Below are 15,580 nucleotides of genomic sequence, written 5' to 3'. Positions count from 1 at the left end.
CTAAAAATTCAATATTTAACACTTAGGTTTATTCTTCATTTTAAAGCAAGCATAAATTACTTTAAAATAATAAACCACCCCTTATATAAAGGCGTGGTTTATATCACTATAACAAATATTTATAATTAAGAAATGATATTAGATAATTTACTATTCAATGTATTAAATACATTAGTTAACATATCATGAACTGGTCCACCTGAACTATTAAAAATAACTAAAATCACAGATGAAACACCTGCAGCAACAATTGCATATTCTATTGCAGTTACGCCACGCTCATTTTTGATGAATTTGTTTGCAAAATTTCTTACTTGTGCACGAACCGCTGATAAGTACATCATAATAACTTTCTCCTTAAATATTTACATTTTTTAAAATTATTTTTTCACTTTCTTAACTGAAAGTTTTCACATTATATGCGAATTCATATTAAATTGCCAGCAAGAAATGCAATTTTATTTTAATTTTTTTTATCAATTTAATGAACAATATAATGAATTCAACAAACAAAAAGCGCCTTAAAATCATAAGGTAAACAGGTATCGTCTTAAATAGACATTTGAAGTCTTCTTTAATTATTAAAGTAAAAATAATTTTCTCAATAAACTATTTCGCTAAAACATCATTCGATTGTTTAAATTACATAAGAGGGAAAAAGGAGCGGCAAAGATATAAGCTATAAAATGGCTGACAAATCAATTTTAAAAAACCAAAAATTCAATATATTATACGTAATACTTAGTTTTATCCTTCATCTTAAAGAAAGCATAAATTACCTTAAAATAATAAACCACCCATTTATAAAGGGTGGTTAAATTAATATAATAATTATTGCTTATTGAACAATTATATTTACCAATTTAGATTTCAACTCAAAAAATATATTTTCTAACATATTGTGAACAGCACCATCATCTCGATTAAATATAGTCAAAGCCACCGCCGAAACCCCTGCAGCAACCGCTGCATATTCAATAGCGGTTACACCACGTTCATTTTTGATGAATTTATTTGCAAAATTTCTTACTTGTGCTCGAACTGCTGATAAGTACATCATAATAACTTTCTCCTTAAATATTTACATTTTTTTTAATATTTATTTACTTTATTTGTAAAGTCTTTTGCATTATATGCGCTTTAATATAACTTTACCAGTGCTAATAAAAAAATTACAACAGATATGAGTAATAAATATTTATGAATTAGTTAAAAATAAATTGAAACTAATTTTTTAGTTTGCCAGAGTAACAAGCAGACATCTTTAATGAAATAAAGATGTTAACAAAAATACAGTTAAAATTTTCATATAGTTAAAAGTATAAAAGATACTTACAATTTATTGAATAATGAATAATTTTAAAGAGGAAAATAAAAATGATAAATTAAGATAGTCATATCAATAAATTAAACTTATCTTTTCTAATCGTTATTTCTATCTACTTTAACGTTAAGAAAAGTTATACAAATAAGTATACAAACTTAGATGACAATACTTAATTTATCTTTTAGTTTATTAAATAATTCAGTTAAGGCATTTTTAGCTGGACCATCATCAAAAAAAAGAACTGTAACTATCATTGTAAGTACTGATATTATAATTATGTATTCGATCGTATGCACTCCATGTTCATTTTTTATAAATTTAATTCCACTCAATTTTAGTCGTGTAAGTATTGCTGAGATGTTCATAATAACAATGCTCCATTTATTAACTTACCGTTTATTTTTTCTTTCGCTTTTTAGGTTTTGCAAATTTTATGCTAATTACCGTAAAGTACTTAATAATAATGAATTTAAAATAATAGAAATGATAAAAAAATTTAAGGATACAAAGATATAAAAAACAACAAAATCAGAGATAATTTTTATAGAATAAAAATTTTAAATTTCAATACAACTGATATGACATATATATGTGATATATCAAGATCAGTTTATCAAATTCTGATGAAAAGAAGTTTAACAAGATTTTTGTTATCTAAAAAACGTTTATTCGCAATTTAATATTCTTAGGTGGATAGTTAGAGTAGGAAATACATTCCAAATCTAAATAAGTAACCATTTGAAAATAAATAATTATCCTTTATTATCTACTATGTTGATCCACTTTTTAGATTAACGCTTCATGTTTTTTAATGAAGTGTTTAGGATTTCCATAGACTCAAGTAAAAAATAATTTTATTACTAATTCTCATATCGTTATTTTATGGCACAAAACCATTTACTGACATGCTATTTTATCAATAAAATAAACTTATCCAGTAATATATAGGTCGATGCAAAATAAATGAAAGACAAGTCTATACTATCTTCATTAAAATCAATAATGTTTGAAGTTTTAATTTATTTGAGTTCATTTCATAAAGCCCGTTTTCGTCCAGCTTGAAAAGTATAGAAGAATGATACTATATGAAAGTTTAAACAGATAAACATTATAGACTTTTTCATTCATTATCAATTTTTCAAAACATACTATGTCCTTCTAAACATTCTGTATTAAAGTCTAATAGTGTCAATTTTATTATTAGTACATACTAAAATGAGGTTACAACTTTGCGTTACATGAAACACGTTGATTAAAAGAAACATAATCAGTGTTTCATTATGATTAAATCATCGTAAATAAAGAGAGTTAATGAGTTCAGTAAGATATCGTTCCAAAAGACAAGTTATTATTAAATATAATAAACAAATTTGTATCATTAATTAATGTTTGGAAAATGACTACCATAGTTAACTTTTATCAACTTCTTTAATAAAAAATATCAATAAGTTAACCTATAAAAATAACATTAGAAAAGACTAAATTAGATAATACACACCTTCATACTTAATTTAAAAAACGATGCACTTAAAAATAGGAATTATTTATTTTACATCCAGATATATTTCAGTGTTTTTGCAAAAAAATGAGAGATACAACACACCAATTATCTGGATTCGTAGGCGTTGCTAAAAGTCTATAAATAAACATTTGGAGCGGGAAACGAGGTTCGAACTCGCGACCTCAACCTTGGCAAGGTTGCGCTCTACCAACTGAGCTATTCCCGCTTACTGGAATACTTCGAAAGAAGTGGAAGCATTATACAAAATTTTTTGTATCTGGCAACCACTTTTGACGTTATTTTTTAGTTTTCCAGCTAAGTGATTCAAATACTCCAAAAATAAAAAGACGAAGTGCTTTAAATTTATCCTCTTGTTTCTCTTTATTAGTCATTGTTGATTGTAGCATGTAGGCCTGTAAACCATGAGTTATGGTAAAAGCAGCTAAACCAACATATGCGACAATATTAGCTGGTCTTGGGAAAGGATGAATCAAATTAAATAATAAAAATAACCACATTATGGTGTATAAAAATTTACCAATAAATATAAACATTAATTGTCTTCTCTTATAAAAAGATAACTGCGAACTTGCCCAACAATTTTTTCTCGATGTAATTGCCAACTAGTAGGAATATTACTCATTAGTTCGAGATCTTTTTCTGTTTCAATATAAATATATGCAGATGATTTCAACCAATCATGATCTTCTAGCTGAATAATCGTTTGGGCAACCAGTGATTGATAAAAAGGGGGATCAATAAACACAATATCAAACTGCTTTTTAGCGGGTTGATCAAGCCATGTTAGCGTATTAGTGTGATAAATATCAATTGCATCACAAGCAATAAGCTGTTTATTTTTCTTAAGTAACTGTGCAACTTGTTTATCTTTTTCAAGTAAAATTACATTTTTTGCACCTCTTGATGCTGCTTCAAAGCCTAAAGAGCCACTACCTGAAAAACAATCTAAACAATCACTATCATATATAACTGGCATTAACCAATTATATAAAGTTTCTTTAACTCTATCAGTCGTAGGTCGTAGACCTTGTTTATCGAGCACGGACAATTTACGCCCACGCCATTTTCCACCAATAATTCTTATAGAACCATTCATACTAAATTCCTTACTAGAATAGTTCCTGAGTGTTACCTTGAGAATCGGTCACACTAGTCTCTACTTCTTGAGTTGTATAAGATGTTGGTTCAGTACCTTTAATAAAATATTCAGACAATGTTTTAGAGCCTGATTGAGGTAATAATCCTGTCTTTTGATCAATGGTTACAGATATAACATTGTCCGGTTTTGTATCTTCTTTTATAGGTACATTTTGCAAGGCAACTTTCATATAATCAATCCAAACTGGATTTGCTGTCACTGACCCAGCTTCCGCTCGAATAGTTCGGCCTAAATTGCGCCGATGATCATCAAATCCCATCCATACAGTTGTTACAATATTGCCACCAAAGCCAGAAAACCAAACATCCTTAGATGCATTTGTGGTACCTGTTTTACCTCCCACATCTTTTCGACCTAATACTTTTACTCGCCAGGCTGTACCTTGCCAATCAGCCCCTCCAAATACAATTGATCTTAGTCCATCTTTCATAATAAAAGCTAAGCCACTATTGATCGTATGTGGTGCATATTGTGATGTAACATCTATAGTTTTATTATCTGAATTGATATTTGGTAATACCATAGTATCATCTGATTTAAGATTAGCTTGTTCAGGTTCTTCATTATCTGATTCGTTTATTTCATTCTCAACATTATTTAGTGATATTGGCGTTGACCCTGTATTAATAACCCCATCAGTACAATTTTTACATGCAATCAAAGGTTGATGTTGATAAATAACACCACTACCATTATTTTCCTCAATTTTTTCAATTAAATAAGGTGAAATTAAATATCCACCGTTGACAATCACTGAGTAAGCTCTAGCTACTTGCAAGGGTGTAAATGATGCAGAACCTAAAGCTAATGATTCATTAAGAGAGATATTTTCTTTTGGAAATCCAAATCTTTCTAAATAATTTGCTACATATTTAATACCTACAGCTCGTAGCGCTCTAACCATCATTACATTTTTAGACATCCCTAAACCAATTCTTAAACGTAATGGTCCAGCATAATTTGGTGGAGAATTTTTAGGCCTCCAAGTCGCACTTCCTGTCGAACGAACAATGGGTGCATCATTGAGTAGTGTCGCCATAGTTAAACCTTTTTCCAATGTAGATGTATAGATAAAAGGTTTAATATTTGATCCTAATTGACGAAGAGCTTGAGTAGCACGATTAAATTTACTTAAATAAAAATCATAACCGCCAACAATCGCTTTGATAGCCCCATTGTCTGAATCCAGTGAAACTAACGCAGCGTTGACTGCTGGAATTTGTGCTAACGCCCATTTATCATTTGTTTTCTTAACCCATATGAGTTGCCCTGATTTTAATGTATCAGATACTTTTTTCGGAAAAGCGCCTTGTTGAGTATCACTAATAAATGGACGAGCCCATTTCATATCTTGGAATGATATAACGATTTTAGATTTATCGGTTAAAACTACATTTGCTTCTGAATCAGAAGATTGAATAACAACACCAGGACACATACCACTATAGCAAGTATATTTTTTTAGCGTTATTTGAATTTGTTCATCATTCCACGCCTTTTCGTTATTTTTCCATAATGTTTTTTCAGGACCACGATAACCATGTCTTATATCATAATCAATAATATTTTTTTGTACGGCTTGCTCTGCTGCTATCTGGTCAGTTTTAGATATAGTTGTATAGACTTTATAGCCATCAGTATAAGCATTTTCACCAAATTTATCATACATAAACTGCCTTGCCATTTCTGCAATATATGGAGCTGAAAATTCGATCTGTGGTGAATGATAACTTACATTAATTGGTTTACTAATTGCCTCATTGTATTGTGCTTGAGTAATATACGATTGATCTAACATACGACCTAAAACCCAGTTACGTCTGGTCAGTGCTCGATCAGGATGTGAAATAGGATTATAAGCTGAAGGCGCATTTGGCAAACCAGCTAACAATGCCGCTTCATCGATGGTTAACTGATCTGGAGTTTTACCAAAAAAAGTATAAGATGCGGCGGCAACACCATATGCTCTAGAACCAAAGTTGATCATATTTAAATAAAGTGTCATGATTTCTTCTTTGGTAAGCTCTTTTTCCATACGAATAGCCAAAATAATTTCTCTAGCTTTTCGTGCAATACTTTTTTCTGGTGTTAAGAAAAAGTTTTTTGCAACTTGCTGGGTTATAGTGCTACCCCCTTGCGAAAACCCTTTTTGTTTCAAGCCTATGTACATTGCTCGAACAATACCAATCGGATCGATACCAAAATGCTCATGAAATCTCGCATCTTCGGTTGCAATCACGGCATTAACAACAACTGGTGGGATTTCATTGTATTTTAATGGTGTTCGTCGACGCTCACCAAAGATAGCAATAAGTTCTCCATCTTTGCTCAAAATTTGCAGGGGTGTTTGCAACCTTACATCTTTTAAGGTTGTAACATCAGGCAAGTCTTTTGAATAATAAGTATAACCAGCAATTGCTATGGCTAAAGCACATAGAAAACAGCCGATAAAAAACTTAAGAAAAAATTTTAACGCTTTAATTATTATCACAAATTATTCCTAGCTAAATTTTCAAAGGAAAATGTAAGGGTAACTAAGGCATTTTTGTTACCCCTGTAAATAATTTTACACTTAGTTTTTATTAACATTGATATGATGAATTTAATATCCTTGTTATAAAGAAAATATGTTAATCACTCATAAAAAATTACTGCAATTATGCGTATTATCTCCCATATTTAGCTTAATTTTAAGCAATTTTTACTCCCATCATTTATTAATTGTGTTTTATTTGAACCGAGTTTTTATCATGTGGAGAACTAAATTAACCCTATCCTTACAACAAATCATTATAGTATCAATAATTTATTTAATTCTAGTTATTGAATGCCTATTAAAATTTTCTGATACATTATTAAATAACTACACTTTTATTATCCTATTGTTTTTAATAAATGAATGGTGGCGAAGCATTGGTTGTTGCAAAAAAATCAAAGGAGAATTTGCAGTATTTCATCATATCAATCAGATCTATTGGTTTAAACAACGGTGGTATATAAGACATAATCCCATAATACTCCGTTACATTATTATTTTGAATTTGCAATCACGCAGAACCAATAAACGTCATACACTATTTTTAATGTCAGATAATTTTTCCCCTAGTGACTGGCGTACTTTACGTTATTATCTTTATCAAATTAGGTTGACCTGTTAAATCATATCGTTAGCCTGCAACTTTTTATCAAAAAAAGATCAATGGGATTTTTTTATCCAATATTGATAAGGTTTAGATTCTAGTTGTAATGCAAGTAGTTCATGATCCATATATCTGCAAAAACTCGGTATATCACGAGTAGTGGAAAAATCATCAGCAATCACATAGAGTACTTGTCCTATAGCCAGCTCTCTAATAGCTTTTCGAACCAGCATGATAGGCTCTGGGCAACGTAATCCCAGAGTATCAAGTTTTTTATCAAAAGTTAGAGTCATAAAATATAATTAGATTAATTTATAGTAATAAATTACTTAAATAATGGGGTACGGCATCATCAACATTTGAACCAATTACCTCTAATTGTGGTAGTTTTTGGCGTAAATCTAAACTAGCATTTTGCATAATACAACCTTTTCCTGCCATTTTTAACATTTCAAAATCATTCATGCCATCACCAAAAGCAATACTATCTTTTAGAGCGAAACCAAGTTTTTCAACTACCTTTTTTAGAGCACTGCCTTTTGATACATTTTCAGCCATAATTTCAAGACAATTTAAAGACGAAAAAGTAATGCTGATTTTACTACCATACTTTTTAACAAGCCTATTTTTTAGTTCAGCTAAATGTGGATGTAATGAATCACTACTGGTTGTAAAGTAAATTTTAGCAATATCATCGGTTTCAAAATCAGAAGGATTAAAATATTCATAAGTGAAATCTGTATCTCTATAAAAACTTAAAGAGTATGCATCTTCTTTATTAATCAGCCAATTATCACCACGGTAAACATGAGTATAAACTAATGGATCATTAATGCATTCTTTTGCGACTTCACATGCTAAAGTTGGCTCAAGACTTTGGCTAAAAATTAAATTGCCTGAGCTATCATGCACTCTAGCACCATTAGAAGTAATCATAAAAGCATCAATTTCCATATTTTCTCGCATTTGTGCTACATCAATATGATGTCGCCCTGTGGCAAAAACAAAATGGATATTTTTTTTTCGCAAAGCTTGAAGAACTTGTTTAGTATAAGGTGATAAGCTATGCTCAGGAGTTAATAAAGTGCCATCTAAATCGGAAGCTACAACACGAAACATAATATTCTCTACTTTTATAATAATTTGTAATGATGATGACTAAAAAAACTAAACATTGAAACAACAAATTCCGTTTCAAAGTAAACCATATAATCATAAACTCTGTATGATACAACTCTGATAGCATTTACTCAACTAATTGTGGTGTGATAAAAATAACAAGTTCTTTTTTCTGCTGTTTTTTACCTTTATATTTGAACAAGTGACCTATAATCGGAAGCTCGCTCACGCTTGGAACATTTCGTTTAATATTATCGCTAGTTTGTTGAAAAATACCACCCAAAACAAGAGTCTCGCCATTATTGACTATCACTTGGGTTTTAATTTCTTGGGTGTCAATAGCCAATGCTTCTCCTCCTTCGCTACGTTTAATTGCGCGACCTGCGGTGTTTTGAGTAATAAATAAATCTAAAAGCATTTGATTTTCAGATAGTATTTTAGGCGTCACCTCTAATCCTAAAACCGCTTGCTTAAACTCAATCGATGTTGCTCCATTACTACCATTTGAGACTTCGTAAGGAATTTCCGTGCCTTGCTTTATTGACGCCATATTCTGGTTAGATGTTAATAAATTAGGACTGGCGATAATTTCAACTTGATTTTCAGACTCTAATGCTGATAGTTCTAAATTAAGCAAACTACCCGAAATTTTAGCTAAATTAAAACCTATGGTTGATGTGGAGTTAGTAATACCTAACCCTACATCAAACTTACCTAATAATTGCGATGATCGTCCTAAATAGCCCCATTTAATACCCAATTCGTTCAAACCTTCATTACTCATTGTTACAATATGAGCGGATATATGTACTTGTGGCATTGGTTTATCAATGGACTTAATCAAGTTGTTAATTGCTTTAAACTGCTTTGGCAAATCCATAATAATTAGTGAATTGGTTCGTTTATCCATGATAACTTTGCCTCGTTCAGATAATAATCCATTCTGTAATATGGTTTCATTTAAAGTTGTAAGATCAGCATGTTTAATTACGATAGACAAAGATTCCAATGGTTGTTTTTGCTCTTGTTGCTTTAATTCTGATTGCCGTTTTTGTTCTAAAATTTCGGGATCGATAGCTTTGGAAATAAATAAAATATTATCATCCATTGTAGCTTGTAAATTGGCCGAATCTAAAATAATACTTAATGCTTTTTGCCAATCTATGTTTTGCAGTTTAATCGTCTGTTTTATTGATAAATTTTCACCCATAATAAGATTCATTTGTTTACTATCAGCTAAAGATTGCAAAATAATAGCAATATCTGTTTGATAAAAATTCAATGAAATCAATTCATTATTGTAAAGCTCAGGGTTAGAAGATAAATTAAAATGTAATTGATTTTCGTTAGCACTAACCGTACATATCATGATAATCAGAGAGATGAAAAAGCTTGTTGTTACATTCAATAATAGATGTTGACATTGCTGGAACAATTGTCGTTTTTTTGTCTGTATATCTTTAAGATTCATTTAATGACATCATCCATTCGATAGTTTCATTACAATAATCTGTCAAATTTGCTTGCCACACAATTTTATGGTTTTGCCAAGATTGAACAAACCAGGGAAATAATACGTGAGACGGAACCTCATGATTTATGGCTAGCCAATGATTCTCTGAATAAAGCCAAATTTGCGGGTAATAATGGCTCTTTTGTTTAATAAAGCCTTTAAATCGCCAAGCTTGTATCTGTTTTAATAATATCTCTTTTTGTTCGTTACATGATATCTGCGTTGGTTTAACAAATGGATCCCGATTAAAATTTAATTCAGCAATGGCATTAAAACAATGAGTAATCACTAATAAACTAATTATAGATAAGTTTGACTTCATTCCATTTTCCTTTTAAATAATAAGGTAAATATAATTTGTAAATAAGATTCCTGTTTAATCATCTTTAAATCTCGAAAATTCAAATAATAATAATCTTTATTCAGCTCTGAGATTAAATTCATAAAATCAATAAATTCACCGTTTAGTTCAATATCCCAATTAATTGTTTCCTCGGTTTGATAATGTTTGAAGGCATTTAATACTAAATGATTTCGTTCAATATATTGAGCAAATTCACTTTGATTGATCATAGTCAATGAACTGTTTTGCCCAAATCGATAAAGCATAAGCCTTGATTGTAACGATACTATTTGTAATTGTTTTTGTTGATATAATTTTTGTTGCTCTTCTGATTGGTTACTTATATCGTGAATAAATAACAGATAACCGGTAATAAAAGTAACCAAAAGTAACAAAATACAGATTAAATATTGTTGCCAAAGTGGGCGATTGTAAAAATCACTATTCATTTAGGTCAATATCCATTTCAAAAGACAAACTGCTTTTATTATTAGCAATCATTTTAATTTGGCTTTTACTGACGTTTTTATGTTGTAAAAGATTTAAGTTAAAATTAGTGAGTTCAATATAGTTAAAACTATGCCCTCTTATTGTTATGTTATCGAGTTCATAATTGAACGAAGTTAACCAAATATTTGAAGGTAATTGTAATGAAATTAAGATTAATGATTGATGGATTTGTCTTTGACTTATTGAGGGATTAGGCAAATAATTCAATAATTGCTCATTTAACTTTTGCTCAATAAGTTGTAAATGTGTAACATTGGTTTTATAGCGGGTTAATTTTGTATGGGCTTGCCGCCACATATAACAAAATAAACAACTCATGACGCCAATCAAACATACAATTACAATTGATAAATACAATTTTTGCTTTTTATATTGGCTTTGTCTCCATGGTAAAAAATTGAATTTTTTATTATCAATTGTGTAACCAATAAAATTTATTACACATTCATTTTCCTTAAATAATCCAATCCAGCTATTAACATAATCTCGCTCACAAATTGCAACCATAATTTGGTTCTGGTTCTGTTTATCAGCCAAAAAAATAAAATCATAAAAGACATGTTTAGCTGACACTCCAAATAATTTATAGATCGAAGCCTCAATATACAAAGCAATTTCGTTAATTTGCAATTTAACATCAGGTCTTGTTAACTTGGTTAATTGAATATAGGTATCAGAAAGGTTTATTTCATATTTTGTATATTTAGGTAATTTTGCTTGTAGTTGACTAACTAAAATATCAATATCATTGAAATTTTGATAATGATATTCAATTAAATTGCCGTAACGGGAAAACGCTAATCGCCCATTAGATTGATTTATCTTATATCTTATAATATTGGATTCGACATGAATTACGACCTGACATTTATCTAATATTTTCATTGATTGACTGACCATAAAAATAATTTCATCCATAAATCATAGTCACATTAAGCAATATGAATACGAATAAAAGGAGTTTTTGTGATACATTATCCAAAAAACGTTTAAAATTAAATCGAACAAAGCTAATTTTGCAGAAAATTAAAAAAAAAGGTTGACTGAAATAAGGCGTGCCTTATAATGCACATCCACACGGTAAGGGTGATTAGCTCAGTTGGGAGAGCACCTCCCTTACAAGGAGGGGGTCACTGGTTCGAACCCGGTATCACCCACCAATCTTTACCGTGACGTTTTAGAAATAAAACACTTGGGGTGATTAGCTCAGTTGGGAGAGCACCTCCCTTACAAGGAGGGGGTCACTGGTTCGAACCCGGTATCACCCACCACTTTTGTCAGTTTTCTATATGGGTTGTTAGCTCAGTCGGTAGAGCAGCGGACTTTTAATCCGTTTGTCGAGCGTTCGAATCGCTCACGACCCACCACTTTTTTATCTTTCTTTTTTCAGATTTTATTCAATAAGTCAGTATATTGATCTATAAAAGTACAAGCATTTAACTAATTTGCTTGGAATAAATCTGATTAACATTAAGTGTCTGCACTGAAATCATAAAAAATACGATGTTTTTAATTATAAGGATCCGAACCCATCTATCATTTTTCTATTTTAAAATAAATATTAACAATGATTAATTAATCGCTAATATGTTTGGATTTGATGAATTAATATTCAACTATTTTTAATCAACGCGAATATTGCCCAAAAGGTTAAGTACACGTTATATCAAACAGTCAAACTTACATCTTTTCTACAAAAGTATTGTTTAAAATCAATTCTATTTAATCAGCGTATCTACAATATTAAATATTTTATTGTTCACTTATAATCTTGACTTTTTCAATCAACAATAAATCAACTAACGATCTAAAGAGATATCATGTAAAATGTATCAATATCAAAAGGATATGATTAAGGAAATAATATGAAAAAGTTAGTGTTATTGGGATTGATTATGATCAATTTGTTGACTGCTTGTAGTTCTAATTCTAATTATAATGAAGTTGAAACTTATAACAATAAAGAAGTGTTATACAAAAAAGCAGTTATATTACAGGATGCTGCTGCACAATTTGCATTAGGTGCGAATTACTATTTTGGACAAAATGGTTATACGAAAGATTATGACCAAGCTAAAAAATGGTTTGAAGCATCAGCCAAACAGGGATATACATCATCTCAATATAATTTAGGTCTTATGTATAATAAGGGAGAAGGAGTAAAACGTGATTATAAAAAAGCAATAATGTACTATGAACAAGCCGCACAGGCTAACTTTATAAGAGCGCAAAATAATTTAGGCTTAATATATTATGAAGGTAAAGCTGTTCCACAAGATTTAGATAAAGCGAAACTGTGGTTTGAAAAAGCAGCCAATCAAGGACATCTAAAATCTCAAGCTGCATTAGCGAGCATATATTTATTAAATGATAAAAACTATCCTAAAGGATTGGAATTACTTAAAAAAGGACTAAAAGCCAATAACCCTCAAGCACAATTATTAATGGGTGTGTTGTATGATAATGGAACAGCAGTATCAAAAGATAAAAATAAAGCAAAAAAATATTATAGTTTAGCTTGCAAAAACGGGTTACAAAAAGCGTGTGAACTTTCCAAAAATATTCATTGATAATTGAATGCAGTTCATTAGCTTTCTTAATCAATTAATAAGCTGAAGGTAATGATAACAATATTATTGCCATCACCAAGATAGCAATAATATTAAGCAAGATGAATTAACGGGTCAATCCATATCCTAATGGATACAAAAATTTCATGTCATTTGGTAAATCAGAAGATTGTTTAATTACACTTTCCATTGAATCTGGTAAAGCAAATGGCATTTTAGCGATATATGGTTTATCCGCCAATAAACGTTCAAACAATACTTCATCATTTACACCAAAATTAGCCACAACTGCACTAGCGTATTGTTTTATAGGGGTGAGAACAGCAGGTCGATCTAAATAAATTGTTACAATAACCGGATGTTTTTTACTTGCCTTGGCGATAAATTCAATATTTTTATCATTTGCAGAAAATGCAAGTGAACCTTCATGATGTCTTAAACCAAAAAAGTAATTTTTATGATTCTGTTCAAAGGGAGCATCAATACGTGCAACCACTACATTCGCATCATCAATATCATCAACAATAGTTACTTGATTTTTTAATTGATTTTTTGTTTCTGTTACAAAACCATGCAAGTAAACTTTCTTATTAGTATCTAGTGGTAAGGTTTGTTGTTTATTTTCAAGTAACACCATTGAGTTGAATTGTGCTTTATTCGCAATTTGTTGAAAATTTTGATTACCAACAAATTTGCTTGCTTCATTAGGATCAATAAAAGGTGTTTCAAATTGGCCTAAAGCAAATTTTTGCGTTAAAATTGCCAATACTGCACTGTCTATCAGCTTCTCATCCAATTTATTATTTTTAACTGCAGAGACAATAGTTGAACTATTGCTTACCCCTCCAAATTGTTGAACACCAGCTAGGATCGCTTTAATAAAACGCTCTTCCACTGTTAAATTCTCAACTCCCCAGGGCATCCCTTCAGCTTTAGGTGCAACTCCTTGAGGCGTACCATTAATACAAACGTCATTACAGTCTTTAGTAATATTCCAATCACTCATGATGACACCTTTAAATTTATAGGTATCACGCAGTAAATCTTTTAATAAATATTTATTAAAACCTGCACCAACAGGATCGATTCTATGATTATTTATTTGCGCATTTTTCAATATGGAGTATGTTGGCATTATGGCTGCGACATTCACCTCGAATGCTCCAGTGAATGGGATAATATGTTTTTTTAAACTATCCTTTTCCGTAAATAGTGCATATTTTCCATAAAAGCTATGACTATCAAACCCTTCTTCAGCCGCACCATAACCAACCCAATGTTTAACAACGGCAGAAACGCTTTGTGAATTTAATCCCTCTTTTCCATTTTGCATACCGGAGATATAACCACGTACCATTTTTTTACTCAATTCAGGATTTTCACCAAAAGTGCCTTCAAAACGTGCCCAACGTGGTTCAGTACCTAAATCGGCCATTGGGGATAATGCTTGAGTTATCCCTAAAGATCGATATTCTTGACGAATAATATCCCCATATTTATTAATGTCTTTTTCACTACCAATTGCAGCCATTCCTAATGTTCCTGGCCATTGGCTAAAACCATTTTTAGTAGTTTTTTCATTACCATAATAAAAAGTATTTCGTGGATCAACACTGATAGTCAAAGGTATAGATAAACGTGATGATTCTGCAATTTTTTGCAACTGATTATTTTGCTGAGCAAAATCTTCTGGACTAACTTCTAATCGAGTGATTAAACTATTTACTTTATCATTCAGTATCAGGTTCTTGAGTTCTTCTAAATTATATTTATCACCATGACCAAGTTCATCTTCTAAACTTCGAGCATTACCATGCATCATCATACCAGCCTTTTCTTCAAGCGTCATTCTAGCTAGTAAATCCTTTGCGCGCTGTTCTGGTGTCAAACGCCAATCTTCATAAGGAGTGAGCTTGCCATCTTTATCCATATCTTTAAATTGAAAATTTTCAACAGTGATAGTTTTTAATTCTTGACTTTCAATTTTAACCTGCTGAATTGCCCATAATGGATTGAATACTAGTACAGAGCTAATTAACAATGCTAGCTTCAATGTTTTACATTTCATATTACACTCCTTGGATAACTTATGATATTTAAGCTGATTTTTGTGCGCTTAAAACAACAAAACCTAAACGCTTTGCTCCCCCAAATGCTTAGGTTTGTTTATATACTCTCTTGTTAAGCTGCACAGTAACGATCCGAAATATGCTCAATAAACTAGCATTAATAATAGAAAGAAGAAATCAACGATTGAGGTTAATTGAAACAATTGTGATAATAATCACAGTTTTTTGTTATTACTTCAACAAAATAGTGATTTTACATATCTATTTAATATACCTAAAAAAGTTTACTTATCAAAAAGGAAGGTGAA

Annotated in this window: 14 protein-coding genes and 4 tRNA genes; 5 read left to right on the top strand and 13 right to left on the bottom strand. The window is 30.7% G+C overall.

Annotated elements, in window-relative coordinates; genetic code table 11:
• Positions 1-125: 125 nt before the first annotated feature.
• From J3U19_RS04830 to J3U19_RS04805, 6 genes are all read right to left on the bottom strand, one after another.
• Positions 126-344: a Flp family type IVb pilin gene (locus J3U19_RS04830; RefSeq protein ID WP_267340614.1), complete on the bottom strand. Its 219-nt coding sequence runs from the start codon at positions 342-344 to the stop codon at positions 126-128.
• A gap of 494 nt (positions 345-838) precedes the next feature.
• Positions 839-1,060, bottom strand: coding sequence for a Flp family type IVb pilin (locus J3U19_RS04825; protein WP_267340616.1), 222 nt, complete (start codon positions 1,058-1,060; stop codon positions 839-841).
• 1,918 nt (positions 1,061-2,978) lie between these two features.
• Positions 2,979-3,054: transfer RNA gene (locus J3U19_RS04820), tRNA-Gly, on the bottom strand.
• A gap of 70 nt (positions 3,055-3,124) precedes the next feature.
• Entirely contained in the window at positions 3,125-3,382 is a 258-nt protein-coding gene (locus J3U19_RS04815) for a DUF1145 domain-containing protein (protein ID WP_267340618.1), read from the bottom strand.
• The gene (gene rsmD, locus J3U19_RS04810; RefSeq protein WP_267340620.1) at positions 3,382-3,945 is read right to left on the bottom strand and encodes a 16S rRNA (guanine(966)-N(2))-methyltransferase RsmD; all 564 of its coding nucleotides are present in this window, start codon (positions 3,943-3,945) and stop codon (positions 3,382-3,384) included. Before rsmD ends, J3U19_RS04815 begins: the two co-directional genes overlap by 1 nt.
• Positions 3,946-3,958: 13 nt before the next feature.
• Positions 3,959-6,490: a penicillin-binding protein 1A gene (locus J3U19_RS04805; protein WP_416380256.1), complete on the bottom strand. Its 2,532-nt coding sequence runs from the start codon at positions 6,488-6,490 to the stop codon at positions 3,959-3,961.
• A gap of 145 nt (positions 6,491-6,635) precedes the next feature.
• Between J3U19_RS04805 and J3U19_RS11540 the strand changes: the two genes are divergently transcribed.
• Entirely contained in the window at positions 6,636-7,166 is a 531-nt protein-coding gene (locus J3U19_RS11540) for a protein YgfX (RefSeq protein ID WP_416380255.1), read from the top strand.
• Positions 7,167-7,204: 38 nt separating this feature from the next.
• Here the strand turns inward: J3U19_RS11540 and tusA are convergent, their stop codons facing one another.
• The 6 genes from tusA to J3U19_RS04775 all read right to left on the bottom strand — a co-directional run bounded on the left by tusA (position 7,205) and on the right by J3U19_RS04775 (position 11,551).
• The gene (gene tusA / locus J3U19_RS04800) at positions 7,205-7,441 is read right to left on the bottom strand and encodes a sulfurtransferase TusA (RefSeq protein ID WP_267340624.1); all 237 of its coding nucleotides are present in this window, start codon (positions 7,439-7,441) and stop codon (positions 7,205-7,207) included.
• Between the two features lie 19 nt (positions 7,442-7,460).
• Positions 7,461-8,267: a Cof-type HAD-IIB family hydrolase gene (locus J3U19_RS04795; RefSeq protein ID WP_267340626.1), complete on the bottom strand. Its 807-nt coding sequence runs from the start codon at positions 8,265-8,267 to the stop codon at positions 7,461-7,463.
• Between the two features lie 127 nt (positions 8,268-8,394).
• Entirely contained in the window at positions 8,395-9,738 is a 1,344-nt protein-coding gene (locus J3U19_RS04790) for a secretin N-terminal domain-containing protein (RefSeq protein ID WP_267345556.1), read from the bottom strand.
• Positions 9,728-10,102 carry a hypothetical protein gene (locus J3U19_RS04785; protein WP_267345549.1) on the bottom strand — a complete coding sequence of 125 codons (375 nt, stop codon included), beginning with the start codon at positions 10,100-10,102 and terminating at the stop codon, positions 9,728-9,730. The genes J3U19_RS04790 and J3U19_RS04785 overlap by 11 nt, the downstream gene beginning before the upstream one ends.
• On the bottom strand, positions 10,099-10,572 hold the full coding sequence (locus J3U19_RS04780; RefSeq protein ID WP_267345547.1) for a hypothetical protein: 474 nt from the start codon (positions 10,570-10,572) through the stop codon (positions 10,099-10,101). Before J3U19_RS04780 ends, J3U19_RS04785 begins: the two co-directional genes overlap by 4 nt.
• A complete protein-coding gene (locus tag J3U19_RS04775) occupies positions 10,565-11,551 on the bottom strand; it encodes a PilN domain-containing protein (protein ID WP_267345546.1) in 987 nt (328 codons plus the stop codon). The genes J3U19_RS04780 and J3U19_RS04775 overlap by 8 nt, the downstream gene beginning before the upstream one ends.
• A gap of 166 nt (positions 11,552-11,717) precedes the next feature.
• Between J3U19_RS04775 and J3U19_RS04770 the strand changes: the two genes are divergently transcribed.
• From J3U19_RS04770 to J3U19_RS04755, 4 genes are all read left to right on the top strand, one after another.
• Positions 11,718-11,793, top strand: a tRNA-Val gene (locus tag J3U19_RS04770).
• A 35-nt stretch (positions 11,794-11,828) separates the two neighbouring features.
• Positions 11,829-11,904 (top strand) — tRNA-Val (locus tag J3U19_RS04765).
• Positions 11,905-11,924: 20 nt separating this feature from the next.
• A tRNA-Lys gene (locus J3U19_RS04760) sits at positions 11,925-12,000 on the top strand.
• Between the two features lie 498 nt (positions 12,001-12,498).
• The gene (locus J3U19_RS04755) at positions 12,499-13,203 is read left to right on the top strand and encodes a tetratricopeptide repeat protein (RefSeq protein ID WP_267345545.1); all 705 of its coding nucleotides are present in this window, start codon (positions 12,499-12,501) and stop codon (positions 13,201-13,203) included.
• Between the two features lie 106 nt (positions 13,204-13,309).
• Here the strand turns inward: J3U19_RS04755 and J3U19_RS04750 are convergent, their stop codons facing one another.
• On the bottom strand, positions 13,310-15,271 hold the full coding sequence (locus tag J3U19_RS04750; protein WP_267345544.1) for a glycoside hydrolase family 3 protein: 1,962 nt from the start codon (positions 15,269-15,271) through the stop codon (positions 13,310-13,312).
• Between the last annotated feature and the right edge of the window lie 309 nt (positions 15,272-15,580).

The organism is Gilliamella sp. B2828 (genome assembly GCF_026537125.1).
Taxonomy (GTDB): Bacteria; Pseudomonadota; Gammaproteobacteria; order Enterobacterales; family Orbaceae; genus Gilliamella.
Note: the sequence above shows the minus strand (reverse complement) of the source record. Positions and strands in the feature narration are given on the sequence as shown.